This is a genomic window from Arthrobacter sp. TJ-58 (genome assembly GCF_058269295.1).
Genome location: NZ_JBZCNM010000001.1, coordinates 235,969 through 259,693, shown reverse-complemented (window position 1 = coordinate 259,693; position 23,725 = coordinate 235,969). Strand labels below are relative to the sequence as shown.

Below are 23,725 nucleotides of genomic sequence, written 5' to 3'. Positions count from 1 at the left end.
ATGACGGCTACGGCCGCTTCTGGATCAAAACACCACAAGGTCAGAAAGCCGTAAGCGTTCCGCGGTGCCGACGGTGATGCATTTCGACGGCTGAACCGCGACGCCGGTGCGGTGGGCGGTAAGAACTGCCTCACGGGTTGCTGCTGGGAAAGTGGTCACGGCGGAAGTCCTCTGAACTGGACGACTGCCCGGCAGCCGCCGGACACCGATCACGGTAGGAGCGCTGGCGGCCAGCTTTGGTCCGCATATACGCAGTGGCACTTGCATAGGTTGTCCTGCTACGAATCCAGTTGTTTCACTGTTCTCGGGGTTCGGCGTCCGGTTCCCCGGCTGAGGTCGGACAGGACCAGGGCTGCGACGGCGGCGCAGACCAGAAACACCAGGGCACCGGCAAGCGTCGGCAGGACAATATGCCGGGACGCGAGGACACCGCCCAGGGCAGAGCCGAGCGCAAGTCCCAGCAGCCCCAGGACCCGGGAGGACGCGTTCACCCGTCCCCGAAGGTCATCCGGCACGAGACGCTGGCGAAGCGATGTTGCGCAGACCCCCCACACCACTGCGTGGAAAATGTACGCCGCCAAAAGCAGTGCAGCCGCTGTCCCGCTGCGGGCGGCAGCCAGCGCCCCGAGTGAGGCAGCACCGATCAACAGGCTCGCCACGATTGTCCACCGGTATCCGAGCCGGCGGCGGATCCGCGGCGCAGCATAGGATCCGGCCAGTCCACCAAGCGCCGAGACGGAGAGAATCATGCCGTAGCCCACGGTATCGACGTCGAGCTGCTGCTGGGCGAAGAGGACCAGAACGGAGAAGGGAAGCATGTAACCGACGCTGGCCAGGGCGCCGGTAAGGGCCAGCCCGCCGATGACCCGGTGCCGGGCCAGCCAGCGTATGCCCGCTGCGGCCTCTGTCCACAGCGGCCCCCGTCCGGTTCCCGCTGAAGCCGGCCCAGCGGTAACCGGTTCAGCGCTAGCCGCCCCGGCGCGGGACGAAATCACGCCGCGCTTGGGCAGCGCCAGCGCCAGGAACCCGGCGGCCGCCCATAGCCCGCCCATCGCGTACACCGGTGCCGCCGCGGCAAAGGCAAAAAGAAATCCGGCCAACGGCGGGCCGGTGAACTCGTCCGCAATGAGCTGGGCAGCCGACAGGCGGCTGTTCGCCCGGTCCAGGTTGCGGCTCCGGACGACGGCGGGCACCAGCGACACGGCTGCGTTGTCCGCCGCGCTTTCCAGGACACCGATGAGTGCGAATGCCCCGTAGAGCAGGAGCAGTCCGCCGATCCCATAAGAGACGCATAAGGCGAGGGCCAGGACCGCGCCGCCGCGCATCAGGTTCGCTGCCGCCAGCAGGGACCGCCGGTCCGCGCGGTCCACCCACACGCCAAGCGGTATTGCCGCGAGCAGGCGTACCAGCGCGTACACCGTGGCGAGCCCCGCAACCCACCGCGGATCATCGGTCAGGGACGCGGCCAGCAGCGGCATCGAAACGAAGGCCAGTCCGTCAGCCAGGTTGGACGCCGCGTTGGCGCCCCACAGGACATGGAAGGCGCGGCCGAGGGACATCAGCCGAGCGTACCTGCCGCGGCACCAAGCCGGCTAACATCCGGGTCCGGTTCAGTGTCGCCCCGCCTGTCCAAACCCGACACCGGATGCCAGCATGGAGGCACACTCCCGGATCCGGAAGGACCCCCACGCAATGGCAGGTGCAGCCACCCGCGCATCGGGACATGGAAGGCTGCTGGCAGTCGCGATCCTCGCCTCATTCGTCGCCTTCCTGGACGGCTCCATCGTGACGGTGGCCCTGCCCGCCCTCAGCGCCGACCTCGGCGGCGGACTGGCCACCCAGCAGTGGACGGTCAACGCCTACACCCTGCCCCTGGGCGCATTGATCCTGCTGGCCGGTTCCCTGTCCGACGCCTTCGGCCGGCTGCGGATCCTCCGCCTTGGCCTGATCGGCTTCGGTGCCGCGTCCCTGGCCTGCGCCCTTGCGTGGGATCCAACGCTGCTGGTCATCGCCCGCGCCGTCCAGGGCATGACGGCGGCCCTGCTGGTCCCGGGCTCGCTGGCACTGATAACGACGGCGTATCAGGGCGCCGCGCGTGCCCGCGCCATTGGTCAGTGGACGGCCGGAACGGGAACGGCAGCCATCATCGGCCCACTGCTGGGCGGAGTCCTGGTGGATCTGGCCAGCTGGCGGCTGATTTTCGCCGTGAACGTGCTGCCGGTGACAGTGACCCTGATGCTCACGGCCGGACTTCAGGAGAGTGCGCCACGGCGAAAAACCGCACTCGACGTTCCGGGCGCACTGCTGGCCGTGGCGGGACTGGCGGGGCCGGTCTATGCCCTGATCGAGCAGGACCGGCTCGGGTGGCGGGCTCCCGCCGTCGTCGTGCCCCTGGTCCTGGGGCTTGCGGCGCTGGGGCTTTTCTTCCTCCGCGAGGCCCGCGCGCCCGCGCCGATGATGCCGCTGTCCCTGTTCCGGACCCGGAACTTCCGCTACGGAAACCTGGTAACGGCCGCGGCCTACGCAGCCATCTCGCTGGGATCCTTTTCGCTCACCGTTTTCGTGCAGGAAGCAGCCGGATTCAGTGCCATCGAAGCCGGCTTCATCTCACTTCCGCTGCCGATCGCCCTGCTGCTGCTGTCCCCCTACATTGGCAGCCTCGCCGGAAAGTACGGGCCCCGACTGTTCATGACGGCCGGACCTGCCATCTGCGGAACCGGATTCCTGCTGCTGCTGGCAGTGCAGCCGCCCGTGGACTTCCGAACCGAACTGCTGCCGGGGCTGGTGCTGTTCGGAGTCGGGCTCGGCATCATGGTGGCACCGCTAACCACCGCGGTCCTGGGCGAGCTGCGGGAAGACGACGCCGGGATAGGCTCCGCGGTCAACAACGCCGTGTCACGGGTGGCCGGGCTGATCGCCGTGGCCCTGGTCGGCACCATTTCCGGCGGAGCCCTGGGCTACAGGGGTTTCCGGCAGAGCGCCCTGGCCACAGCAGTGCTCTTCTTCGCTGCAGCGCTGACAGCTGTGCTGGGCATCCGGAATCCGCGGCCACCGGACAGCCAAGCTGGATGACGGATCATGAGGATGAACGGTGCCGGCACCGGTTAGACATCGAAGCCCTGGCGCCGTATTGGACTGAGTGCAGTCACTATCCGTATGCTTATTATCAGTAGGCTTGCTATCGTAAAAATATACAGCTAATGTCTACAGTGTAGAGAAGTTGTCGACGTGGTTCCCAAAGCGGAATCAGCGTCCACGTGGCCCAAGGCCGTTCTCACCCCACTACTTCCAGGAGATACAAAGCACATGGCTACGCAGACCCATAACAACACCAACACGGTTCACGCCAACGAGAACGACATCAAGGTTTCAGCTCGCACCCTTGAGTTCGTCCTCTATGTCCTGGCCGTCATTGCCACGATCATCACGGCAGCTGTTGTCGGAGACAATGCCAGCGAAAACGGCGTTGACGCATTCGACGCCAGCCAGGCCATGCAGTACATCACCTGGCTGACGGTTGGCTTCATGGTCGCCCGCGGCCTGGCCAAGTCGGGTAACCGCGGCCGCATCAACAACAACGCCTAACAAGCGCTTCAGCTCAACGCGACGGCGCGCCATCCCACACCGGATGGCGCGTCGTCGTTTTTAATGTGCAAACCGCCGCGGCCGCAGCGCGCGCCCCGAACACGGTGCCGGCTGCCACGGGAAGTTCAAAGCTGCCGGGAACCCGAATCAGCTTCGGCAGCCGCCGGAGCCATCCCGGTTACCGATGGTCTGCTGCAGGGGGCCGCGTCATCCAGAGGCCGCCGGTACTCTGACCCTGGTCGGCCACAAAGCCGAAACGTGAATACAGCCTGGCGCTGGCCTCGGTGGTCGACTGCAGATGAACCGTATCGGTGCATCCAGCCAGCCGGTGCTCGAGCAAAGAGCTGCCGATTCCCTTTCCGCGGCCCTCTTCGGCAACGGCAATACCCTCCAGCAGCCACCCGCCTCGTGCCTTGCGCTGCCGTGGTGCAAATAACCGCTCAGTCCGTCCCAGCAGGCCTCTCGGGCGCTGGCCCGGCGGATACCAGAGCGCCACTCCCACGAGGCGGTCTCCGTCCCAAGCGCCATCCGCGTTGGACTCCGGAAGCAGCTGCCGAAGGCAGCGCCGGTAGTAGCTCGTCAGCACCGGGCGGATCAGGCTCCGGATGCGGATGAGACGCTGAAAGCTGGGGTCTGCTGCAAAAACCGTCACGAGGATGTCCAACGCTGCATCCTGTTTCCTGCCGGTCAGCGGCCGGACGTTGATTTCCGTCATCGTTCACACGCCCGCGCCGCGCAGTGCCGCCACCGTATTTACCGCAGCCGCCACCGCCTCATAGCCCTTGTCCTCCGAGGAACCCGGCAGGCCCGCCCGGTCCAGGCCCTGCTGTTCGGTGTCGCAGGTGAGCACGCCAAAACCGATGGGCGTTCCCGTGCGGACGCTGACGTCCGTCAGACCGGTGGTCGCGGCCGAGCAGACGTAGTCAAAGTGCGGAGTCCCTCCGCGGATGACGACGCCGAGGGCCACCACGGCGTCATAGTGCGGTGCCAGCCGGGCGGCGGCCACGGGAAGTTCAAAGCTGCCGGGAACCCGGATCAGCTTCGGCAGCAGCCCGGCATCCGCCACGGCTCGCAGGGCTCCGGCGATCAGGCCGTCCATGATTTCGGTGTGCCAGCTGGCGGCGACAATCGCCACGCGAAGGTTCAGGCCCTCGGCCTTGATGCTGCTGACGTCGTTGTCCGGTGCGCCGTGTCCGCTCATGGGTTCTTCTCCTGATGTTCGATGGTGGTGATGTTAGGGACAGACCGTTAGCCCTGCCGGACGGGCTGCGTGCGCAGCATCGTCAGCCGGTGGTCCATGCGGTCCCGCTTGGTCTGCAGGTAGCGTTCGTTTTCGGCCCGGACCGGAACCTCCGAGGGCACCATGGCCGCGACGGTGATTCCATAGTGCTGCAGCCGATCCCGTTTGGCCGGGTTATTGCTCAGCAGCCGAATCCGGTTCAGTCCGAGGGCGTGCAGGATGTCCGCGGCGGCCTCATAATCGCGGGCATCCACGGGCAGGCCCAGCTGTTCGTTCGCGTCCACGGTGTCCGCTCCGGCCTCCTGCAGAGCATAGGCACGGAGTTTGTTGGCCAGACCGATCCCGCGTCCCTCGTGTCCGCGCAGGTAGAGCACGCTGCCTCCGTGCAGGTGAATCAGTTCCAGTGCCTGCTCCAGCTGTTCGCCGCAGTCGCAGCGGTAGGAGCCAAAAACGTCACCGGTCAGGCATTCGGAGTGCAGCCGCACCAGCGGAGCGGCCGGACCGCCGCCGTCGGCCTCCGCCCCGGCGGCGTCCTGCTGGATTCCCGTTCCGGGGGCGGACACGCTCAGATGTTCGGCTCCGGTGCGCCGGTCCGTCCACGCCTGGGCGGTGAAGTTGCCATAGGGAGTGGGCAGGTGAACTTCGGGGCCGGGAACGACGCCGGCGGGCAGGTTCTGCGCCTCGCTCACGGCCGGTCCTCCCCGCCGGCACCGACAACAGGTCCGGCAGCACCGTCGACGTCCCGGGCCGGGGCAAGGCCGTTCAGGTGCGTCACCAGGTCGTCGATGGATACCAGCGGTATCGCGTGGGTGTCAGCAAAGGCGCGCAGTGCCGGCAGCCGCATCATCGACCCTTCATCGTGAACCAGTTCCGCGATGACGCCCACGGGGGTGCAGTTCGCCAGCCGGGCCAGCTCCACTGCCGCCTCGGTATGCCCGCGGCGGCCGCGGACGCCGTCGTCGTGCGCGCGCAGCGGAAAGATGTGTCCGGGACGGTGCAGATCCGACGCCGTCGCGGCCGGATTCGCCAGCACCCGGGAGGTGAGCGCGCGGTCAGCTGCGCTGATGCCCGTCGTCACGCCCTCCGCCGCATCGCAGGAAACCGTGTACGCCGTGCCCTTGGCGTCCTCATTCACGGCGGTCATCGGCGGCAGGTTCAGCCGGTCAGCGAAATCGCCGGGCAGCGGAACGCAGATCACGCCGGAGGTGTGGCGGACGGTCCAGCCCATCAGCTCGGGCGTTGCGTGCTGGGCGGCGAAGATGATGTCGCCTTCGTTCTCGCGGTCCTCATCGTCCACGACGACGACGGGACGGCCCGACGCGATGGCCTGGACTGCTGCGGGGATGCTGTCCAGCAGAATCAGTTCGTTCGTAACATCGGCGCGCGCGGCGGCCCGGCGGGTCCGGATGTTCATGCGTGTCCTCCTTCCGCGGCGGGTGCCGCGGCCGGTGACGCGGTGAAGGCGAGCAGCCGTTCAGCGTACTTGGCGAGCACATCCACTTCCAGATTGACCGCTCCCCCGATGTCGAGTGCACCCAGGCCGGTCGCCGCCAATGTTGTGGGGATCAAACCCACCTCAAACCACTGCTGCGGCTCTTGGGCGCCACTGACCGCGGTGACCGTCAGCGAGACGCCGTCCACCGCAATGGAACCCTTTTCCGCGATGTACCTGGCCAGCTGCAGCGGCACCGAGAAGCGCAGCCGGTCCCAGTTGCCCATGTTTTCCCGTTCCAGCAGTTCCCCGACACCGTCCACGTGACCCTGGACCACATGGCCGTCCAGCCGTGCGCCGGCCGGCACGCAGCGTTCCAGATTGACCTTCATTCCCGGACGAAGCCTGCCCGTGGTGGTCCGGTCCAGGGTTTCGCCCATGACGTCCAGGGAGATCCGGTCTCCGTCCAGGGACGTCGCCGTGAGGCAGACGCCGTTCACGGCGATCGATCCGCCCGGCTCCAGTCCCTCTCCCGTCGCGGGAGCACTGATGACGAGTACGGCTGACTGCTCGGCAGTGCTCGGATTCAGGGATACAACGCTGCCCTGTTCAGCGACAATTCCGGTAAACACATGTGCTCCTTACGGTAGTTCGGGAGAAAGGCCAGCCGATTCTGGCACCGGCTCGAGCCGCAGCCGCAGGTCGGCACCCACAGGCCGGGCGGCACCGCCGTCGGTCTCATCCCAGCGCCACCGGGAGGCATCGGCGAGGGTGCTCACGCCAAGGTTCGCGAACGCCGGGGTGCCGGCACCGAGCAGGAGGGGCGCCACATAGGCCACCAGCTCATCCGCCAGCCCGGCGCGCAGGAAGGCGCTGGTAACTGTGGCGCCGCCTTCGACCATCAGGTGCCGGACGCCGCGGGCGTAGAGTTCCCGGCAGATTTTCGCCGGGTCATGCTCCTCCAGCTGCAGGAACTGGCCGTCGGTCCCGCGGACGGCTGCGTCGGCAGGCACCGGCCGGCGGCCGACGACCACCCGCAGCGGCTGCCGGACAGCGTTGCGGCCTGCGGCGTCGCGCGCGGTCAGCTGCGGATTGTCGGCGAGCACTGTCGAGGTTCCGACGACGACGGCGTCCGCCCGAGAGCGGATGGCGTGAGCATCAGCGCGGGCCGGGGCGCCGGTGATCCACTGGCTGCTGCCGTCACCGGCAGCGGTCCTGCCGTCCAGGCTTTGGGCGGTCTTGAGTGTCACGAAGGGCCGTTTCTCCTGCGCGGCGCGGATCCAGCGGTGATTCAACTCGGCGGATTCCTTCGCCAGCAGGCCGCCCTGAACCTGAACCCCGGCGGCGGCAAGGGCTGCCGCTCCCCCGGCGGCTTCAGCGGTGGAATCTGGTGCCGCATAAATCACCCGCGAGATGCCTGCATCGATGATGGCCTGCGAGCAGGGGCCGGTCCGTCCGGTGTGGTTGCACGGTTCCAGGGTGACCACCATAGTGGCCCCGGCGACGTTTGTTCCGCTGGCAGCAGCGTTGCCGAGGGCATCGGCTTCCGCGTGGGCGGTTCCGGCGCCGCGGTGGAAGCCGCTGCTCAGGACCGCCCCCGCGGGGTCGAGGATCACTGCACCCACCAGGGGGTTCGCACCGCGGACGCCTTTGCGAGCAAGGTCCAGCGCGAGTGCCATGGCATTGCGCTGACTGCGTTCGGCAGCGCCGCCGTCAGCCGGACTTTCGCCGTGCAGGCCGGTCACCGCACGATCCTGGGGTCCGGCATCACCGTCTCAATCTCGGGCTTTTCGTTCTTCTTGGCTTTGGCCCAGACAAAGAACCCGATCAGCGTGAAGATGCCGTAGAAGACGTACATGAACGCCGTGGCGTAGTAGCCGGCACTGAACAGGAGCGGAACGCCCACAATGTCCACGGCAACCCAGATGAGCCAAAACTCCACCCACCCCTTGGCCATGCCGTAGGTGGCGAGCAGGGAGCCCACGAAGGTCCAGGCATCCGCCCAGACCGGTTCATAGGACCCCAGCCGCGCAAAGACCGGGGTCAGTGCCACGGTTCCGATCAGCAGGGCTGCCACCAGGCCGATGCGTTCCCGGTTGGAGGCCCACTGCGGCGTAACGGCACTGCCGCCGTCGTTCCGGCTCTGCTGCCAGCGCCGCCAGCCGTAGATGGAAACGGCGATGAACATGATTTGCCGTCCGGCCTGGCCCAGGAGCGTTGCGGAGTCCGCGTCGCCGAACAGGGATCCGAGGAAGACGGTGAGGAGGAGGATGTTGCCGAGAATGCCTGCCGGCCAGGCCCAGACTTTACGGCGCATACCGCCGAGGGCGCTGAGGAGCCCAAAGATGTTGCCTACGACCTCGCGGACCAGCAGGGATGAAGACCCTACCTGTACCTGAGCGTCAAAGAGCCACCGCAAAAAATCCATGTCGTTCCTATCCCCTTAGCGGCGGCTCCGGGGGTACGACAGTGCGATGCATCGACGGTTTAACGTCCCCGCATGCGGAGACGTTAAACGTCGGTTCAACAAACTGCACGTGCTTCTCCCATCCAGACTTTAACTGTCGGTACTGGAATTTCACCAGTTCAACCGCACCGCTTTTCCCGAGGTTCGGGAGCTGCAGTGCGGGTCGCGGACTATAACCGCCGGTTCGGAATTACACCGACCCCGGAGCACGATTGTTAAGACCATTCTTACACAACCGCGGGGGTGAAGCTCCAAAATTTGGTGAAGGTTCAAGTAATAATGCTCACGCCACGACGGCGGCGGAACCGTTTAGCGCCGGGAGACAGCTTCCGCGGCGGCGCGCAGCTTGCTGATCGCGTCATTGGGGTCGCCGCTGCCGTAAACGGCGGATCCGGCCACAAACACGTTGGCCCCGGCCTCGGCCGCGCGCTCAATGGTGTCGGCCGAAATCCCGCCGTCCACCTGGATGGCCAGCGGCAGGTTCGAGCCGCGGACGGCCTCGGCGGCACGGCGGATTTTCGGCAGCGTCACGTCCAGGAACTTCTGCCCGCCGAAGCCCGGTTCCACGGTCATGATCAGCAGCATGTCCAGCTCCGAAAGCATGTCCAGGTACGGTTCCACCGGGGTGGCCGGCCGCAGCGCCATGCCGGCCTTCGCGCCGCGGTCCCGCAGGTCCCGCGCCAGCTTGATCGGCGCGGCGGAGGCTTCCACGTGGAAAGTCACTGAGGCCAGTCCCAGCTCCGCGTACAGCGGAGCCCAGCGGTCGGCGTCGGAAATCATCAGGTGAGCATCCAGCGGCAGCGCCGACACCTGCTGGATCCGTTCCACCACCGGCAGTCCGATGGTCAGGTTCGGCACAAAATGGTTGTCCATGACGTCCACGTGGACGGCATCGGCAGTGCTGATCCGCTCAAGCTCCGCCTGCAGGTTAACGAAGTCGGCCGAGAGGATGCTCGGGTTGATACAGCACGTGCTCATGATTCTCCTTGTAGCTGCTGCGGGGCGGACCGGCGCGCGCCGGCCCGCCCCGCAGGGCAGATCGGGACTGGATTAGACCTTGCGTCGGATCAGGGACAGGAACATCGCATCCGTCTGATGAATGTGCGGCCACAGCTGCGCGGTGAGCTCGTGTCCGGCTCCGAGGTCGCCGGTGAGGCTGACATTGTCCAGCGCCGCTCCGGCGTCGAGCAGTTCCAGGTCATTGCGCAGGCGCAGCACGTCGGAGACGACGGCGGTGGTCTCGGCCGGATGCGGGGAGCAGGTCACGTAGGCCACGACGCCGCCGGGCTTAACGGCATCCACGGCCGCGGTGAGCAGCTCGCGCTGCAGGGCACCGAGTTCCCCCACGTCGGTGGGCTTGCGGCGCCAGCGTGATTCCGGCCGGCGGCGCAGGGCACCCAGGCCGGTGCACGGGGCGTCCACGAGGATGCGGTCGAAGGTGTCCGGGTACTGCTCGGCAATGCTGCGGCCGTCGCCGGTGCGGACGTCCCAGACGTCACCCGGAACTGCTTCCAGTGCCTGGCGGACCAGCTTGGCACGGTGTTCCGCCGGTTCGTTGGCCAGCAGGACGGCACCCTTTTCGTTGGCCAGGGCGGCCAGCAGGGCCGCCTTGCCGCCGGGACCGGCGCAGAGATCCAACCACTGTTCCCCGTCGCGGCTGCCGTCAGCAGTGCGGTCGCCAATATCCACGCCGGCCAGGGCGCGGGCGACGAGCTGGGAACCGGCGTCCTGGACGCGGGTGGTGCCGGCGCGGACGGAGTCCAGGCGGCCGACGTCGCCGGCCGAGTACAGTGCCGAGTCGACAACGAGTTCGCCGTCCACGGCCCCTGCTGCACGGGCTTCGTCCAGGGTGCCCAGTCCGGGCAGGGCAACCAGGTTCACCACGGGGGCGTCGTTGTCCGCCTGCAGCAGGTCGGTGATCTCGTCCACGCTGCGGCCGTGGGCCACCAGCGACTGGCGCAGGGCGCGGACAATCCATTCGGGGTGGCTGTGTTCGATGGCTGCACGCTTGGTCGCGTCGGTTTCGCCGCGGGTCAGCTCTTCGAGCCAGGTGGCCAGGTCCCGGGCTGCGACCTTGCGCAGCACCGCGTTGATGAGGGCTGACGGGCCGGCTCCAATGACGGCACGGGCCAGGCCGACGGTCTGGTCCAGGGCCGCGTGAGCCGGAACGCGCATGGCCAGCAGCTGGTGGGCGCCGATGCGCAGGGCATCCAGGACAGCGGGGTCCAGCTTATCCAGCGGGCGGTCCACGCACTTGGCGAGAATCGCGTCATACATTCCCTGGCCCCGCAGGGCGCCGTAGGCGAGCTCGGTGGCAAAACCGGCGTCGCGCTTGTCCAGGTGATGCTTGCGGATGCTCTTGGGCAGTACCAGGTTGGCGTACGCGTCGTCCTCGGAGACCGCACGAAGCACCTCGAAGGCCACCAGGCGTGCCGGGTCGGCCGCCCGGGTGCGCTGGCCCGGTGCCTGCTTGGTGTGGCTGCGCACGGAGGGACGGCTGCGCTCATGTCCCTTTTCGTTGCGCACCTTGCCCCGGGCTGAAGGGTTGGAGGAGTTGCTGTTCTGCGGTGTGCTGTTCTGGGGGGTCATTCGAAGACCACATCCTCACGGTTGGCCAGGCCGCGGGCCCAGTCGGCCCCCGGCATCATTTTCTTACCGGCGGGCTGCACCTGCGCCAGTTCCAGGCCGTACGAGCCGGTGCCAACAACGGCTGCTGCCTGCGCCCCGCCCGTGAAGCGGACCTGGCCGGGAGCCAGATCGGTAACGTCGGGGCGCAGCACCGCGGCGCCGATCTTGAACCGGGCACCGTCCCAGGTGGTCCAGGCGCCGGGCTCCGGCGTGACGCCGTTGATCCGGCGGCGGATCGCCAGGGCCGGCTGGTCCCAGTGCACGCGGGCATCGTCAATGGTCAGTTTGGGAGCCAGGGTGATGTCCCCGGACTGCGGCACGGCCTGCGCTGAGCCGGCGTCGACGGCGCTCAGCGTCTGCGCAAGCAGCACGGCGCCGCTGTGTGAGAGCCGTTCCAGCAGGGCACCGCTGGTGTCCTCCGGGTGCAGCGTCTCGGTCAGCTGGCCGTAGACGGGGCCGGTGTCCAGTCCCTTTTCCAGCAGGAAGGTCGAAGCGCCGGTGACGTCGTCGCCGTTGATAACGGCGTGCTGCACGGGCGCGGCGCCGCGCCAGGCCGGCAGCAGGGAGAAGTGCAGGTTGATCCAACCGTGTTCGGGGATGCTCAGCGCCCGTTCGGGAATAAGTCCCCCGTAGGCAACAATCGCGGCCACGTCGGGGTTGGCCGCACGGATGGCGGCAACGGCGTCGTCGTCAATCTTGGCCGCACGGATCACCGGCAGGCCCAGTTCCTCGGCACGGGCGGCGACGGGCGACGGCGTCAGGGTGCGCTTGCGGCCCAGCGGTGCGTCGGGGCGGGTGAGCACGGCGACGACGTCGAAACCGGCGTCAAGCAGGGCGTTGAGCGAGGGGACGGCAACGGACGGGGTGCCGGCGAAAAGTACACGCATAGCCACGGAGCGCTAGGCCTGTCCGGCGGTGCCGAATGAGCTGCCGGCACCGAATGACGCACCGGCACCGAAGGCGGAACCGACAGTCTGGGCGCGCTCTGCCGTTGTGCGTCCTGCAATGGCGTCATAGTCCGCCTGGCGGATGGCGCGCAGCGCTTTCTTGCGGTCCTCGCCTTCCAGCCGGTCGATGTACAGCACGCCGTCCAGATGATCGGTTTCATGCTGGAAGGCGCGGGCAAGCATTCCTTCACCCTCGAGCGTTACGGGGTTGCCGTCCTTGTCCACGCCGGTGACACGGGTCCAGCGGTAGCGCGGAACGGGGAAGCCCAGGCCGGGGATGGACAGGCAGCCTTCCACCTGGTTTTCCTGGCGGTCTTCGCTGAGTTCCAGGACCGGGTTCACCACGTGCCCGGCCTGACCGTCAATCCGGTAGGTGAACACCCGGAGGCTGACGCCCACCTGGGGTGCGGCAAGTCCGGCGCCGTCAACATCCACCATGGTTTCTTCCATGTCGGCGACGAGCTTGGCCAGTTCCGGCCCGAAGTCCGTGACCTCCTCGGCCCGGGTCCGCAGGACGGGGTCACCGATAATCCGGATGTTCAGGATTGCCATCTAGGTTTCGTTCCTTACTGTTACTGACTGTTTCTGCGCTGCTGCTGACGAATTGTTGCTCAGACCAGTCTAGTTGTGCCCGGCACGTTGCTGCGCCCCCGCACGAACAGGCGTGCCTGCTTAGGTCGCAGACGTCTGGGGTGCGCGGACCGCGTGGGCTCCCGCCGGCGGCGGCGCGATGGGCAGGAGCGCACGGCCCGCCCCCGCGACGTCGTACGAGGTCTGCCAGAGCCGGCGCAGTGCACAGAACTTGAACCAGTGCTGCGGCAGGACTGCGGGGTTGGCACGCATGGGCCGCACTTCGGTCTGCCCGATGGCGACGCCGAGCAGCAGCGGGTCCTCGCCGTAGGCCCACGGTTCCCAGCTGCCCGTGCCGGCGTCGACGAGTGATTCTTTCGCCTTCATGCCCGCCACCAGCTGCATGACAACCTTGTCATCCAGCGGCTTCACCTGGCCGTCGCGGTCCGTGTTCTTGGTCTTGTAGTCAATGAGGCAGAGGCGGCCGTTGATGCGCGCCACCAGGTCAAGTGTGCCGGCGTAACCCAGCTCGTCATTCCATACGGTGATTTCCGGTGCGAGCGGTTCCACCTGATAGAGGTCCCACCACTCATCAAACCGGTCGGCAAACTGGTGCTCTCCGTGTTCCAGCAGCGCCGTGCGTGCTGCTTCCAGCTCGTGCGGCAGATCCAATGCACGCAGGGAAACCTGTTCGCAGTAGTAGTGCACGCGGGTGCCCCGTTCCGCTGCCTGGTCCCGGTAACGCTCCGATGCGCGCGAGGCTTCCTTAACGAGGGAGCGCAGTGCACCCGGGTTGCCCAGGCTTGCCGGCAGCTTGGGATCCTTCACCACGGCGGTGGCCGCCATGTGGCTGTGCCAGCCGTCCAGAGAGGTGGATCCCTGTGCGATCACGGTGGTGATGGAGGGTACCTTGGGCGGTTCCGAGAGGGAACGGGAGTACATCCGCCCGAATTCTGTTGCATGTGCCAGAGCTGGTTCAGTCATATCTTCAGTTTGCCACTGCGCACTGACAGAAGTTGGCGGGGCCCTCCGGGACACGGCCGGGCAACCCGCCCGCCGCAGGGTTTGGCTTTCCGGCAGGAATTAGCCGGCACCGCCACCGGTCACGGTTCCACACAGGGTCCGGACTGGCTCCAGATACAACAATGGAGGCCCCGGACGGGACCTCCATTGTTATTTGGTGGGCGATACTGGGTTCGAACCAGTGACCTCTTCGGTGTGAACGAAGCGCGCTACCACTGCGCCAATCGCCCCCATAGCTGCGTGTTGTTTTCACAACTGCAACGTCTAAAGATGCTAGCCCAGATCGGGACAGGCTCCAAACCGGCGGTGCTTTCGCGTGTCAGCCCTTCACTAAAGCTGCATTGACGACGCCGATTTGACGACACTTGCACGGGTCAGCGTGGGCGCGGCGGGTTCGGCCGTCGGCCAGGTATGACGACGGCGGCGGCACCTCCCTGGCCGCCGTCGTCGTACCTTTGCCTTGGTACCAACGACTAAGCGGACCGTTCACGCTCCTCAAAAACGAACCACTGCGGCCGATTCCCGCACCCACCTGCGACGACGTGCCGCTGCCGATCAGCTGCCTGTTCAACCCGAAATTGGGCTCGATTGGACGAACCGCGAATAGTCCTATAGAGTTTTTCTTCGTTGGAAAGCGGGAGTTCGCCGCGAAAAGCGAAAGCGATTCGGGGTTAATTACCTTACTTCTTCAGCATGCGGACGTAGCTCAGCTGGCTAGAGCACCACCTTGCCAAGGTGGATGTCGCGGGTTCGAATCCCGTCGTCCGCTCGCAAGTCACTGTACAAACCGGTTGATTCTGACTGGTCGGCCTATGCTAACGCAGCGGTCACGGTGGGGTGGCCGAGAGGCGAGGCAGCGGCCTGCAAAGCCGTATACGCGGGTTCGAATCCCGTCCCCACCTCCACAGAGGACTTGCAAGCCCTTTTGGGCGCGATTGGCGCAGCGGTAGCGCGCTTCCCTGACACGGAAGAGGTCACTGGTTCGATCCCAGTATCGCGCACTACAGTTTGTGTTTTTGACGCACAACTGTGTTTTGCGGACGTAGCTCAGCTGGCTAGAGCACCACCTTGCCAAGGTGGATGTCGCGGGTTCGAATCCCGTCGTCCGCTCTCTTGACTGCACCGGTCCCCCGCCAGGGAGACTTGATGCATCAAGCGCGATTGGCGCAGCGGTAGCGCGCTTCCCTGACACGGAAGAGGTCACTGGTTCGATCCCAGTATCGCGCACGGACAACTTTGGTTGTCTTGTTTTGCGGACGTAGCTCAGCTGGCTAGAGCACCACCTTGCCAAGGTGGATGTCGCGGGTTCGAATCCCGTCGTCCGCTCGCAACGCTGCAGAGGCAGCAACTGAAGGAGCAGGCTACTTAGCCTGCTCCTTCAGTGCTTTAAGCTTCCCTGCCAACTAGCAGGCACCTATGGCCCAAACATTTTTCAATGCACCAATGGATGGATCAGCGTAGAGGCGGGTCTCCCCGGGCGCCACACACATTTCACGCGAGGCGTATGTGTGTTCAATGTGAATTTTCACCGGAGTATTAGAATCCGTGCAGTGAAAATAAGTGCCGGCTTCGGCGTACGGACTGCTGTACCACTTTTCATCAGCCTGCCACCCGCATGGAGTTGCAGCATGGGCCGCTGCGGGGACTGCGATGAATCCCGCCATAAGAATTCCGGTTGACGCAAACTGGGCAATTTTCCGACGACTGCCAGACATTAGCAACCCCCAGTGTAGTATGAATATGAGATTTTTCGATCCATAGTCGCAAACCCCAGACGGGTGTCACCCGGCTGCACGCAAAGGGATTGGTCACCGTCGGCTGTATTTACGGTGATGCGCACGTTTCCGTCTCCGCAGTGCCCATAATGGGCCACCTCCCGCTTACCACCAAACAAATCCACCGACCCGACAATGGGTAGGTCTATATGGGCCCAGGACTCATGGTCCTCCCACTCGGTGAAATGCCCGCAGGCGTAGGCCTTTGCATCCGGCGCATCAGTCGCCGAAATGGCAACCAGACCTCCGGTGGTCACAATTACCGCGGCTGTTTTTGCCAATAGTCCCTTGCTCATAATTTCTTCCTCCTTGATCGTTCAATTTGGAATAAGCAGACAAAGTTAGCACATCGATATTTCGTGTCAAGGCCGCCGTGATAAGCTTTCCCGCATGGATCGTCGAATTAGGTATGCAGCCATCCTGCTAGCAGCGTTTTTCCTTTTGGATATTCTCGACCGAAATGGGGTGATCCCGCCGGAGGTGGCAATTCCGGCCGCCGTCGCACTCTTTGTCCTGGTGTTCATTGTTGTAGTCGCTGAGTCCTTCACCCGGGCGGGCAAGGATCGCCGGAAGCAGGAACGTTGACCCCCCAGCCTGTCCGCCAGCTTTAGGCGGCACCGCAGGCTCCGCTGGAGAGCAGCCGGTACCCCGCCAGAAAACCCCGTGAGCATCCCGGACCATGGATCGGCTCCATCCCCCTTGTTTTCAGTCCTTGGCCCAGCTACTCAGGTGGCTTACCATGGGTGGTGAACGGGAAACGTATGGTTTCCCCTGCGAAAGGAGGTGGTCCGTGTCTGTATTTGACGGGCTCAAGGGCAAGGCCGGAGAGCTGAAGGACAAGGCTACCGAGCTTGTGGGCGGAAACGCTGACAAGATCAAGGGCGGCATCGATCACGCAGGGAAATTTGTCGATCAGAGGACCGGCGGAAAGTACTCCGACAAGATCGATGGCTTCCAGAGCAAGGCCTCTGAGGCGGTAGACAAGGTCGACCGCAATCAGGGTCCCGGAACCGAATCCGGACCGACTCCTCCGGCCGTATAAGCTTTCAGAGCACGACAAAGGGTCCTGGTCCCGCCGAGAGGCGGACCAGGACCTTCGTCGTTAATGCCGGCCTGCAGTTTTGAAGCACGGCGCCGACTTGACCAGCTAACGAGCCGACAGGCTAGGCAACTTCCCCGGTCTGGCCTTCACGCGCCAGGGCGGTAAGGCGGGAAACCGCGCGGAAGTACTTTTTCATGTATCCGCCGTTCATCATTTCTTCAGTGAAAAGCTGATCAAACGGAACGCCGCTGGCGAGGATGGGAACATCCTTGTCATAGAGCCGGTCAGCCAGGACGACAAACCGCAGGGCAACGGACTGCTCCGTGATCGTGCTCACGTTGTGCCAGGCAACCGCGTCAATGCCCTCGATGAGCTGGCGGTAACGGCTTGGGTGGACGCTGGAAAGGTGGTTGATGAGGGTGCTGAAGTCATCGTCGGCAACAACCTTGCCGCTGAACTCTGCAGCAACCCGGTTTTCCAGTTCTTCCTCGCTGACAGGATCCGGAGACTGCGGCAGCCCGCGGTGCCGGTAGTCGTCACCGTCAATGCGCACGACGTCGAACTGATCCGCCAGAACCTGAATTTCACGCTGGAAGTCAACGGCAGCAAAGCGGCCTTCGCCCAGCGAGCCCGGAAGCGTATTGGAAGTGGCGGCAAGCTTGACGCCGGCATCGGCCAGTTCCCGCATCAGGCGGGACATGAGCACCGTGTCCCCCGGATCATCGAGTTCAAATTCGTCGATGCACACCAGTTTGTAGGCGCTCAGGGCGTCGACGGTCTTGCGGAAGGAGAGTGCGCCCACAAGGTTCGTATACTCCACGAACGTGCCAAAGGCCTTCGGACCCTCCACCGCGTGCCAGAGTGAGGCCAGCAGGTGGGTCTTGCCGACGCCGAAACCGCCGTCGAGGTAGAACCCGGCCTTGGAATCAGGCTTCTTGGCACCGAAAAGCTTGCGCAAGCCTGTGGGTTCGGGGACGTCGACGGCGACGGCAAAGTTCCGCATGGCGCTCACGGCCTGCGCCTGCGAAGGCTGCGAGGGATCAGGACGGTAACTGTCGAAGGAAACCTCACCGAAACGGGGTGAAGGGTAGAAACCCTTTAGCAGTTCGTCCGTCGAGACCCGGGGAGTCCGCTCTACAAGGTGCTCCGCTTGTGCCACTGTGCGCAATCCGTCCATCCGATGTTGAAAGCCGTCAAAAAGGTCCCCGGTTGATGCGGCCAGTGGTACCAAGCTGCCGCCGGCAAAATGCCGCCGTTGCAACGATACGCCAACAGCGCGCCGCCGCCCGTCTGCGGTCCCTCCGTTTCGGCCGGACCGGCACCGGGGCGGGTCCCCGAAACCGTTCAGCAACTCCGCAGATAAGTTCTCTGCTCGTCCTTGGAATGCCGGCCCTAACCGCTGAGGAAGTTTTCACCGGCTCACATCGTTAGGCTAGAGGTAAGCCCGTGCCGCCGCTTTTGCGTTCGGCAGCAGACAATCCGACACCGAAAGAGGCGCCCGTACATGTCGATTGCCCCTGACACCGCATCCAAGTTCTCCGAATACGCCCACCCCGAACGGCTCGTTTCCACTGCGTGGCTGGCCGAAAACCTCGGCTCCGAGGGCCTGGTGGTTTTGGAATCCAATGAAGACATCCTGCTCTACGACACGGGCCACATTCCGGGCGCACGGAAAATCGACTGGCACACGGACCTGAACGACGCCGATACCCGCGACTTCGTGGACGGTGCAGCTTTCGCTGATCTGATGTCCCGCAAGGGTATTTCGCGTGATTCCACCGTGGTCATCTACGGAGACAAGAGCAACTGGTGGGCCGCCTATGCCCTCTGGGTCTTCACGCTGTTTGGCCATGAGGACGTCCGTCTGCTCGACGGCGGCCGGGACAAGTGGATCGCCGAAGGCCGCGAACTGACCGAGGACAAGCCCGAGGTGTCGCGCACCGACTACCCCGTCGTCGAACGCAACGACGCACCCATCCGCGCCTATCTGCCGGACGTCCTGGCGCACTTGGGCAAGGGGCCGCTGATCGACGTCCGCTCCCCCGCGGAGTACACCGGCGACCGCACCCACATGCCCGATTACATGGACGAGGGTGCCATGAAGGGCGGACACATTCCCACCGCAGCCTCCGTGCCCTGGGGCAAGGCCGCCGCAGAGGACGGAACCTTCCGCACCCGCGCCGAGCTGGAGGCCCTGTACCAGGACCAGGCGGGCCTTCGGGAGGGCGACGACGTCGTTGCCTACTGTCGGATCGGTGAACGTTCCAGCCATACTTGGTTTGTCCTCAAGCACCTGCTCGGCTTTGATTCCGTGCGCAACTACGACGGATCCTGGACCGAATGGGGCAACGCAGTCCGCGTTCCCATCGTCAAGGGTGAAGCTCCCGGCGAAGCACCGGCTGCACGCTAACCCGCGCAGCACATCCACCCAACCAACCAGCAGACCAGCGCCACAGCGGAAAGCCGAAGCACATGAGCACCACAACACCCACCACCGTCCCCGCGCAGCTCGCGGAAATCATCGAGGACTTCCAGGCCTTGGAAGAAGCTGAGCGGCTCGAGCTGCTTCTGGAGTTCTCGCGGACCCTTCCGGCCCTTCCCGAGCACCTTGCCGACCGGCCCGAGCTGCTCGAACAGGTCGTGGAATGCCAGTCACCGCTGTTCCTGACGATCGAGGTGGATGACTCCCCCGAGCGCCGCGTCCAGCTCTACTTCTCGGCACCGCGGGAAGCACCCACAACGCGCGGGTTCGCCAGCGTCCTGCACGAAGGGCTCAACGGCCTCCCCGCCGCGGAGATCCTCGCTGTTCCGGCGGACGTTCCCGACCGGCTCGGCCTGACGCGCGCCATCACCCCGCTGCGGATGCGCGGAATGTCCGCCATGCTTGGCCGGATCAAGCGACGCCTCACGGACAGTGAGAAGCCGGCACAGGCATAAGCACCGCTACTAACCCAGGAGGGCCTCAGTCATGGCAGGGAATCGGGACAAGCATTCGGGCAAGGGCGCCACGCCGGCCACGCAGCTGCTGGACGACCAGAAGATTCCTTACACGGTCCGCCACTACGAGCATGACGCCGGTGCCCCCTCCTATGGGCTGGAAGCAGCCGAAAAGCTGGGCCTGCCGCCCGAAACCGTCTACAAAACGCTGATGGTGGACCTGGGCGGCCGCCTGGCGGTAGCCATGGTGCCTGTGACGCTGAACCTGGACCTGAAGAAATTCGCTTCCCTCATGGGCGCGCGCAAGGCCGTGATGGCGGACCGGCACGAGGCGGAGAAACGCACCGGGTACGTGGTCGGAGGTATTTCCCCGCTGGGGCAAAAGCGCTCTTCTCCCGCCGGGATCGACAACCGGGTGGAACTGTTGGACACCGTGTACGTGTCCGGGGGCAGGCGCGGATTGCAGATAGGCCTGTCTCCCTTTGACCTGATCCGGCTCACGCAGGCCCTGACGGCCCCGATCGCCGCGCAGCCGTCCTGACCGAAGCGGCTGCCGCTAAAGACCCGCGGACGGCGTTTCGGCGTCCAGCCGACGCACCGCAGGATGCCGGGTGCGCCCCAGGATGTTGTTGAGCCAAACCAGCACCGTGGTCTCCCAGCGCTCGGGATCCACGTTGTACTCCTTGGTGTGGCCGGCCTTGGAGAACCGCTCGAAGGTCACCACGCCGGGATTCTTTTCCGCCAGCTCGGCAGAGGGACCGGACGGCACAAACTCGTCATCCTCGCTGTGCAGGATCAGGGTGGGAATCCGGATCTCCTCGGCCCTTGAAACCCAGTCCATGCTCTTGAGGTCCAGCGGCGCGGCCAGACCGGTGAGGGCACGGCCGGCGGGATTCGAGATCAGCCACTGGCCCAGCCGTCCGGACTGCACCGGAATGCGGTTGAGTCGGGCGTGGTGGCTGAGCACATCGAGCCAGTTGATGACGGGACCGTCCAGCACCAGCGCCCGGATGTGACGGCGCAGCGGAGAACGGTCGGCAGCCTGAAGGCTGACAGCGCCGCCCATGGACCAGCCGAAGAGGACAACGTCCTTGGCACCGTGGTTCAGGGCGTATCGGATGGCGGCTTCGACGTCGTGCCATTCAGTCAGCCCCAAACCGTACCGTCCGTCCGGCGTGTAGGGAGCTTCGCCGTCGTTCCGGTAGGAAATGAGCAGACTGGTCAGCCCGGCCTCACGGGCAGTGCGCACCGCGCGCAGGCACTCGGTCCGCTGGGCACCGCGGCCGTGGACCATGATGGCCCAGGTGGCGGCGTCGGGATCCGCGCGCACCAGCCAGGCAGGCGCCAGGCCGCCGTCCACGGGAACGTGAACTTCCTCCTCGGCGAGGCCGACGGCGGACGGGGACGGGTAGATGGCACCGCTCCACCAGCCGCGCAGGACTTTGGCGAGGTCGCCGCTGTAGATTTCCTCGACGTCGCGCTGCACCGTTCCCTCGCGGGGAACATAGGAGCGGATGGCGCCGATCCGCGCATGGCCCTTGCCGCCGTCGAAATACAGGCTGTAGGTGCCGTCCACGGTGGTGTCTTCATTGGCCGGAAGAATGATCTGCTTCCCGTGCTCCGAATCGAATACGGCAAGAATCTCCAGATTGGCATCACGGGTGCGGCGCGGAGTGACTACCTGCCGGGCAAAGTAGACGCCCAGCCCGGACGTCGCAGCGAAAAGCGCCGCTGTGGCCGCTGCGCCCACCCCCGCACCGAAAGCCGTCCATTTAATCCACGGAGCGGAAAGCCCGGACGCGGGCTCGGGTGCGGGAACATCGGTAACAGCCGGGAACGGAAGCGAGGGGATAGAGAGAGGCATACCTCCATTCTTACCGATGGATTTACGCAGCGCAGCGCGCCCGTGCCGCCTGCACCCAACTGTCGCCTGCGACACACCTTTCGGCCGGCACACGGCCGTCACTTGCCTCGTCAGCGGATCAGGCAAGCGCCCCCATCGGGTCCCAGGCCGGCAAGACCAGCGGCTCTTCCGACAACGCGGCCTTCAACGGACCGGTCAGCCGGGATTTATGCACGACGACTTCAAAGACGTACTCCTCGAACCAGGAATCATCCATGGTGCAGAAGCCCTTGTCGAACTTTTCGGTGCCCCAGGAGTTCTCGACCCGCCAGCGGCGCGGCTTTCCGTTCGCCAGATCGACACCCGTAAACAGCATCGCGTGGGTCATCGCCGAATCCCGGTACCGCACCCGGTCTTCCTTCGTGGAGACCATGTCCACTCCGTAGACCCCGGAATAGTCGAAGAGGTCCCCCGCCCACACTCCGTCTTTGCCGGACATCTGCGGTGAGACGTCACAGCCGAACCACACCGGCTCTCCCCCGGCGATCGCTGCTGCCGTCAGCTCCCGCATAACGGCAATATCGGCATTGAGGTAGAGCACCGGATCTCCGCCGAGCACATTGCCCAGATGAGCCACGGTCAGCGGGGTGTTTTTGGGATGCTCCGGACGCGGATCATCGACCAGGCAGACGTATTCGTCCAGAGCAATTTCAGTAAACTCCGCGAGAAATTCCTGCGGAGTGAAGGATCCGGCATTGTGATATTCCTTGTTGTCATCATTCCAGGCCCATTCAAATTCCTTCGGCGGCGTACCCAAATGAATGGTCAGGATGGCATGGAAATCTTTCAGGATCCGCTCCTTGTGTGCGGCCACCTCAACAGGTCCTGCGCCCGAGGCAGCAACGTCGCGCAAAACCCGCGCTTCCTTGCGCAGATAGCTCCTCAGCGACTGGTTCATGGCGGAGGTGTTCGAGGATGACTCCGTCTCGGGCATGACCTCCTTCGGCACCACCCCGTGCTTCTTGAACACGCTGACTGCCATGTTCCACTGCCCGCCGTCGTTCATGACGTCCCCCAGCAGAAAGGACAGCAGCCGGTCATCCGGGCTTCGGTCCGCGAGCGTGATCATGTCCTCCAGGAAGCTGTTGGCCCGCTCCAGCTTGTCCCAGTACATGGCGTGGTTCTGGCTGAATTCAAAGTTCTTGACCGACAGCTTCTTCCGGGCGTCTGCGCGAAGAAGGTTCAGCGCCGCAAAGAGCCAGCAGCGGCCGCTCTTCTTCTGGTCCGCCGCATCCCAGTCGTCCAGCCGGTGGGACATGGTCTTGGTAACCGTGAGCAGACGGCTCCGGTTCAGGGCCACGTCATTGACCGGGACAGCTGTCACCGCGTTCTGCGCGCGTACCTGCCGCGGATCCGAGGTAAAGCCCTTGCTGAGTGCCTCCACGAATTCCGGGTTCAGTTTCCGTTCCCGTTCCACTTTCGGGGCCTGATGCTCTTTTGCGGTGGCGTTAATCGACAAGGTATTTGCTCGCTTCCACGTTCGGGACAGCCGTTCCAACAGCGGCAGGCACCGAGTATACGTTTTGAATATTTCGATCAACAAGGACTTTCCGAAATTCCTTTTCCGCCAACCGATTTTCAAAACCAGCCCCTAGTCTTTTACTGCACAAGATTCAGGGGCCTCTTGCGGCTGGAGGTGCTGAGAGCATCTGCAGTGTCCGGGGTAGGACTAAGCTGTCCGCATGACTGCAACAATCGTGGTGCTGACCGAAGAGTCCCTCAACGACGTGGACATCTCCAACCTGCGGTATCTGATCCAGGACAACCCGGCCCGGTTCGAGGTCCTGGTGCCGGCTGATACCGGACGCAATCTGCTGGTCGATATCCTGGACAACCTGAGCATGCTGGATTTCTCCGCAGCGCTCCGCAACCTGACCGGTGAAAAGCCCACAAAGGACCAGGAAACCAAGGCCGCGGAAGTGGAGCTGGCCGAATCGCTGAAGCTGCTCGCGTCGTCGGGCCTGGACGCCACCGGCTCAGTGACCGGAGAGGACCCGGTCCGGGCCGTGGTCACCGCAGCCAAAGCCTCCAACGCGCAGCAGGTGGTGGTCATCACCATGCCGCACGCGGTGGAAGACACCTTCCGCACCGACTGGGCGAACGAGGCGCAGGACCGCCTGGGAGTGCCGGTGCTGCATCTCTACTCCGGTTCGGGATTTATTGGCGACTCTTAAGC

General features: G+C 64.9%; 26 protein-coding genes, 7 tRNA genes and 1 riboswitch. Of the genes, 14 read left to right on the top strand and 19 right to left on the bottom strand.

Annotated elements, in window-relative coordinates:
• Window positions 1–278: 278 nt before the first annotated feature.
• On the bottom strand, window positions 279–1,559 hold the full coding sequence (locus AC4D2W_RS01215) for an MFS transporter (protein ID WP_490925097.1): 1,281 nt from the start codon (window positions 1,557–1,559) through the stop codon (window positions 279–281).
• 133 nt (window positions 1,560–1,692) lie between these two features.
• Between AC4D2W_RS01215 and AC4D2W_RS01210 the strand changes: the two genes are divergently transcribed.
• Window positions 1,693–3,072, top strand: a complete 1,380-nt coding sequence (locus tag AC4D2W_RS01210) for an MFS transporter (RefSeq protein WP_490925096.1) — start codon at window positions 1,693–1,695, stop codon at window positions 3,070–3,072.
• 234 nt (window positions 3,073–3,306) lie between these two features.
• Window positions 3,307–3,585 (top strand): hypothetical protein, encoded by a 279-nt coding sequence (locus AC4D2W_RS01205; RefSeq protein ID WP_490925095.1) that lies wholly within the window; start codon window positions 3,307–3,309, stop codon window positions 3,583–3,585.
• 178 nt (window positions 3,586–3,763) lie between these two features.
• On the opposite strand, the gene AC4D2W_RS01200 is transcribed toward AC4D2W_RS01205, so the two are convergent.
• From AC4D2W_RS01200 to AC4D2W_RS01140, 13 genes are all read right to left on the bottom strand, one after another.
• Window positions 3,764–4,249 carry a GNAT family N-acetyltransferase gene (locus AC4D2W_RS01200; protein WP_490925094.1) on the bottom strand — a complete coding sequence of 162 codons (486 nt, stop codon included), beginning with the start codon at window positions 4,247–4,249 and terminating at the stop codon, window positions 3,764–3,766.
• Between the two features lie 54 nt (window positions 4,250–4,303).
• Window positions 4,304–4,786, bottom strand: coding sequence for a 6,7-dimethyl-8-ribityllumazine synthase (gene ribH / locus AC4D2W_RS01195; protein ID WP_490925093.1), 483 nt, complete (start codon window positions 4,784–4,786; stop codon window positions 4,304–4,306).
• A gap of 47 nt (window positions 4,787–4,833) precedes the next feature.
• On the bottom strand, window positions 4,834–5,514 hold the full coding sequence (gene ribA, locus AC4D2W_RS01190) for a GTP cyclohydrolase II (protein ID WP_490925092.1): 681 nt from the start codon (window positions 5,512–5,514) through the stop codon (window positions 4,834–4,836).
• Window positions 5,511–6,239 (bottom strand): 3,4-dihydroxy-2-butanone-4-phosphate synthase, encoded by a 729-nt coding sequence (gene ribB, locus AC4D2W_RS01185; RefSeq protein WP_490925091.1) that lies wholly within the window; start codon window positions 6,237–6,239, stop codon window positions 5,511–5,513. Before ribB ends, ribA begins: the two co-directional genes overlap by 4 nt.
• The gene (locus AC4D2W_RS01180; protein ID WP_490925090.1) at window positions 6,236–6,889 is read right to left on the bottom strand and encodes a riboflavin synthase; all 654 of its coding nucleotides are present in this window, start codon (window positions 6,887–6,889) and stop codon (window positions 6,236–6,238) included. The genes ribB and AC4D2W_RS01180 overlap by 4 nt, the downstream gene beginning before the upstream one ends.
• Window positions 6,890–6,898: 9 nt before the next feature.
• Complete coding sequence (gene ribD, locus AC4D2W_RS01175; protein WP_490925089.1) at window positions 6,899–8,002, bottom strand: bifunctional diaminohydroxyphosphoribosylaminopyrimidine deaminase/5-amino-6-(5-phosphoribosylamino)uracil reductase RibD; 1,104 nt, start codon at window positions 8,000–8,002, stop codon at window positions 6,899–6,901.
• Window positions 7,999–8,685 (bottom strand): nicotinamide riboside transporter PnuC, encoded by a 687-nt coding sequence (gene pnuC, locus AC4D2W_RS01170; protein ID WP_490925088.1) that lies wholly within the window; start codon window positions 8,683–8,685, stop codon window positions 7,999–8,001. Before pnuC ends, ribD begins: the two co-directional genes overlap by 4 nt.
• Before the next feature lie 106 nt (window positions 8,686–8,791).
• Window positions 8,792–8,937: riboswitch (FMN riboswitch) on the bottom strand.
• 96 nt (window positions 8,938–9,033) lie between these two features.
• Complete coding sequence (rpe, locus tag AC4D2W_RS01165) at window positions 9,034–9,702, bottom strand: ribulose-phosphate 3-epimerase (protein ID WP_490925087.1); 669 nt, start codon at window positions 9,700–9,702, stop codon at window positions 9,034–9,036.
• Between the two features lie 72 nt (window positions 9,703–9,774).
• Window positions 9,775–11,313 carry an RsmB/NOP family class I SAM-dependent RNA methyltransferase gene (locus tag AC4D2W_RS01160; RefSeq protein ID WP_490925086.1) on the bottom strand — a complete coding sequence of 513 codons (1,539 nt, stop codon included), beginning with the start codon at window positions 11,311–11,313 and terminating at the stop codon, window positions 9,775–9,777.
• Entirely contained in the window at window positions 11,310–12,239 is a 930-nt protein-coding gene (gene fmt / locus AC4D2W_RS01155) for a methionyl-tRNA formyltransferase (protein WP_490925990.1), read from the bottom strand. Before fmt ends, AC4D2W_RS01160 begins: the two co-directional genes overlap by 4 nt.
• Window positions 12,240–12,251: 12 nt before the next feature.
• Entirely contained in the window at window positions 12,252–12,851 is a 600-nt protein-coding gene (def, locus tag AC4D2W_RS01150) for a peptide deformylase (protein ID WP_490925085.1), read from the bottom strand.
• Window positions 12,852–12,971: 120 nt separating this feature from the next.
• Entirely contained in the window at window positions 12,972–13,853 is an 882-nt protein-coding gene (locus tag AC4D2W_RS01145) for a cytochrome (RefSeq protein ID WP_490925084.1), read from the bottom strand.
• Window positions 13,854–14,047: 194 nt separating this feature from the next.
• Window positions 14,048–14,122, bottom strand: a tRNA-Val gene (locus AC4D2W_RS01140).
• A gap of 465 nt (window positions 14,123–14,587) precedes the next feature.
• Here AC4D2W_RS01140 and AC4D2W_RS01135 point away from each other — a divergent pair.
• From AC4D2W_RS01135 to AC4D2W_RS01110, 6 genes are all read left to right on the top strand, one after another.
• Window positions 14,588–14,661, top strand: a tRNA-Gly gene (locus AC4D2W_RS01135).
• A gap of 62 nt (window positions 14,662–14,723) precedes the next feature.
• Window positions 14,724–14,797, top strand: a tRNA-Cys gene (locus AC4D2W_RS01130).
• Between the two features lie 24 nt (window positions 14,798–14,821).
• A tRNA-Val gene (locus tag AC4D2W_RS01125) sits at window positions 14,822–14,893 on the top strand.
• Window positions 14,894–14,928: 35 nt separating this feature from the next.
• Window positions 14,929–15,002, top strand: a tRNA-Gly gene (locus AC4D2W_RS01120).
• 45 nt (window positions 15,003–15,047) lie between these two features.
• Window positions 15,048–15,119, top strand: a tRNA-Val gene (locus AC4D2W_RS01115).
• 25 nt (window positions 15,120–15,144) lie between these two features.
• Window positions 15,145–15,218, top strand: a tRNA-Gly gene (locus AC4D2W_RS01110).
• 77 nt (window positions 15,219–15,295) lie between these two features.
• Here AC4D2W_RS01110 and AC4D2W_RS01105 read toward each other — a convergent pair.
• Window positions 15,296–15,556 (bottom strand): DUF6355 family natural product biosynthesis protein, encoded by a 261-nt coding sequence (locus tag AC4D2W_RS01105; RefSeq protein ID WP_490925083.1) that lies wholly within the window; start codon window positions 15,554–15,556, stop codon window positions 15,296–15,298.
• Between the two features lie 50 nt (window positions 15,557–15,606).
• On the bottom strand, window positions 15,607–15,963 hold the full coding sequence (locus tag AC4D2W_RS01100; protein ID WP_490925082.1) for a DUF6355 family natural product biosynthesis protein: 357 nt from the start codon (window positions 15,961–15,963) through the stop codon (window positions 15,607–15,609).
• Between the two features lie 94 nt (window positions 15,964–16,057).
• Between AC4D2W_RS01100 and AC4D2W_RS01095 the strand changes: the two genes are divergently transcribed.
• Together AC4D2W_RS01095 and AC4D2W_RS01090 are read left to right on the top strand one after the other, a co-directional pair.
• A complete protein-coding gene (locus AC4D2W_RS01095) occupies window positions 16,058–16,252 on the top strand; it encodes a hypothetical protein (RefSeq protein ID WP_490925081.1) in 195 nt (64 codons plus the stop codon).
• 205 nt (window positions 16,253–16,457) lie between these two features.
• The gene (locus AC4D2W_RS01090) at window positions 16,458–16,709 is read left to right on the top strand and encodes an antitoxin (RefSeq protein WP_490925080.1); all 252 of its coding nucleotides are present in this window, start codon (window positions 16,458–16,460) and stop codon (window positions 16,707–16,709) included.
• Between the two features lie 121 nt (window positions 16,710–16,830).
• Here AC4D2W_RS01090 and zapE read toward each other — a convergent pair whose 3' ends face one another.
• A complete protein-coding gene (zapE, locus tag AC4D2W_RS01085) occupies window positions 16,831–17,868 on the bottom strand; it encodes a cell division protein ZapE (RefSeq protein ID WP_490925079.1) in 1,038 nt (345 codons plus the stop codon).
• A gap of 345 nt (window positions 17,869–18,213) precedes the next feature.
• On the opposite strand from zapE, the gene AC4D2W_RS01080 reads away from it, so the two are divergent.
• The 3 genes from AC4D2W_RS01080 to ybaK all read left to right on the top strand — a co-directional run bounded on the left by AC4D2W_RS01080 (window position 18,214) and on the right by ybaK (window position 20,187).
• The gene (locus AC4D2W_RS01080) at window positions 18,214–19,119 is read left to right on the top strand and encodes a sulfurtransferase (RefSeq protein ID WP_490925078.1); all 906 of its coding nucleotides are present in this window, start codon (window positions 18,214–18,216) and stop codon (window positions 19,117–19,119) included.
• Window positions 19,120–19,181: 62 nt separating this feature from the next.
• Window positions 19,182–19,646: a SufE family protein gene (locus AC4D2W_RS01075; RefSeq protein ID WP_400932597.1), complete on the top strand. Its 465-nt coding sequence runs from the start codon at window positions 19,182–19,184 to the stop codon at window positions 19,644–19,646.
• Window positions 19,647–19,677: 31 nt separating this feature from the next.
• Window positions 19,678–20,187 carry a Cys-tRNA(Pro) deacylase gene (ybaK, locus tag AC4D2W_RS01070; protein WP_490925077.1) on the top strand — a complete coding sequence of 170 codons (510 nt, stop codon included), beginning with the start codon at window positions 19,678–19,680 and terminating at the stop codon, window positions 20,185–20,187.
• A gap of 15 nt (window positions 20,188–20,202) precedes the next feature.
• On the opposite strand, the gene AC4D2W_RS01065 is transcribed toward ybaK, so the two are convergent.
• Window positions 20,203–21,510 (bottom strand): alpha/beta hydrolase family protein, encoded by a 1,308-nt coding sequence (locus tag AC4D2W_RS01065; RefSeq protein WP_490925076.1) that lies wholly within the window; start codon window positions 21,508–21,510, stop codon window positions 20,203–20,205.
• A gap of 118 nt (window positions 21,511–21,628) precedes the next feature.
• Complete coding sequence (locus tag AC4D2W_RS01060) at window positions 21,629–23,008, bottom strand: C1 family peptidase (protein ID WP_490925075.1); 1,380 nt, start codon at window positions 23,006–23,008, stop codon at window positions 21,629–21,631.
• A 223-nt stretch (window positions 23,009–23,231) separates the two neighbouring features.
• Here AC4D2W_RS01060 and AC4D2W_RS01055 point away from each other — a divergent pair, with 223 nt between their 5' ends.
• Window positions 23,232–23,723, top strand: coding sequence for a hypothetical protein (locus tag AC4D2W_RS01055; protein WP_490925074.1), 492 nt, complete (start codon window positions 23,232–23,234; stop codon window positions 23,721–23,723).
• Window positions 23,724–23,725 lie beyond the last annotated feature (2 nt).

What these genes read in the sequence shown, in the direction of transcription:
- AC4D2W_RS01160 (WP_490925086.1), bottom strand. Translation starts at nt 11,313, where the DNA reads ATGACCCCCCAGAACAGCACACCGCAGAACAGCAACTCCTCCAACCCT.
- AC4D2W_RS01065 (WP_490925076.1), bottom strand. Translation starts at nt 21,510, where the DNA reads ATGCCTCTCTCTATCCCCTCGCTTCCGTTCCCGGCTGTTACCGATGTT.
- AC4D2W_RS01100 (WP_490925082.1), bottom strand. Translation starts at nt 15,963, where the DNA reads ATGAGCAAGGGACTATTGGCAAAAACAGCCGCGGTAATTGTGACCACC.
- ybaK (WP_490925077.1), top strand. Translation starts at nt 19,678, where the DNA reads ATGGCAGGGAATCGGGACAAGCATTCGGGCAAGGGCGCCACGCCGGCC.
- AC4D2W_RS01210 (WP_490925096.1), top strand. Translation starts at nt 1,693, where the DNA reads ATGGCAGGTGCAGCCACCCGCGCATCGGGACATGGAAGGCTGCTGGCA.
- fmt (WP_490925990.1), bottom strand. Translation starts at nt 12,239, where the DNA reads ATGCGTGTACTTTTCGCCGGCACCCCGTCCGTTGCCGTCCCCTCGCTC.
- AC4D2W_RS01055 (WP_490925074.1), top strand. Translation starts at nt 23,232, where the DNA reads ATGACTGCAACAATCGTGGTGCTGACCGAAGAGTCCCTCAACGACGTG.
- AC4D2W_RS01205 (WP_490925095.1), top strand. Translation starts at nt 3,307, where the DNA reads ATGGCTACGCAGACCCATAACAACACCAACACGGTTCACGCCAACGAG.
- AC4D2W_RS01105 (WP_490925083.1), bottom strand. Translation starts at nt 15,556, where the DNA reads ATGGCGGGATTCATCGCAGTCCCCGCAGCGGCCCATGCTGCAACTCCA.
- AC4D2W_RS01145 (WP_490925084.1), bottom strand. Translation starts at nt 13,853, where the DNA reads ATGACTGAACCAGCTCTGGCACATGCAACAGAATTCGGGCGGATGTAC.
- AC4D2W_RS01080 (WP_490925078.1), top strand. Translation starts at nt 18,214, where the DNA reads ATGTCGATTGCCCCTGACACCGCATCCAAGTTCTCCGAATACGCCCAC.
- ribH (WP_490925093.1), bottom strand. Translation starts at nt 4,786, where the DNA reads ATGAGCGGACACGGCGCACCGGACAACGACGTCAGCAGCATCAAGGCC.
- def (WP_490925085.1), bottom strand. Translation starts at nt 12,851, where the DNA reads ATGGCAATCCTGAACATCCGGATTATCGGTGACCCCGTCCTGCGGACC.
- ribB (WP_490925091.1), bottom strand. Translation starts at nt 6,239, where the DNA reads ATGAACATCCGGACCCGCCGGGCCGCCGCGCGCGCCGATGTTACGAAC.
- AC4D2W_RS01215 (WP_490925097.1), bottom strand. Translation starts at nt 1,559, where the DNA reads ATGTCCCTCGGCCGCGCCTTCCATGTCCTGTGGGGCGCCAACGCGGCG.
- rpe (WP_490925087.1), bottom strand. Translation starts at nt 9,702, where the DNA reads ATGAGCACGTGCTGTATCAACCCGAGCATCCTCTCGGCCGACTTCGTT.
- AC4D2W_RS01095 (WP_490925081.1), top strand. Translation starts at nt 16,058, where the DNA reads ATGGATCGTCGAATTAGGTATGCAGCCATCCTGCTAGCAGCGTTTTTC.
- pnuC (WP_490925088.1), bottom strand. Translation starts at nt 8,685, where the DNA reads ATGGATTTTTTGCGGTGGCTCTTTGACGCTCAGGTACAGGTAGGGTCT.
- AC4D2W_RS01075 (WP_400932597.1), top strand. Translation starts at nt 19,182, where the DNA reads ATGAGCACCACAACACCCACCACCGTCCCCGCGCAGCTCGCGGAAATC.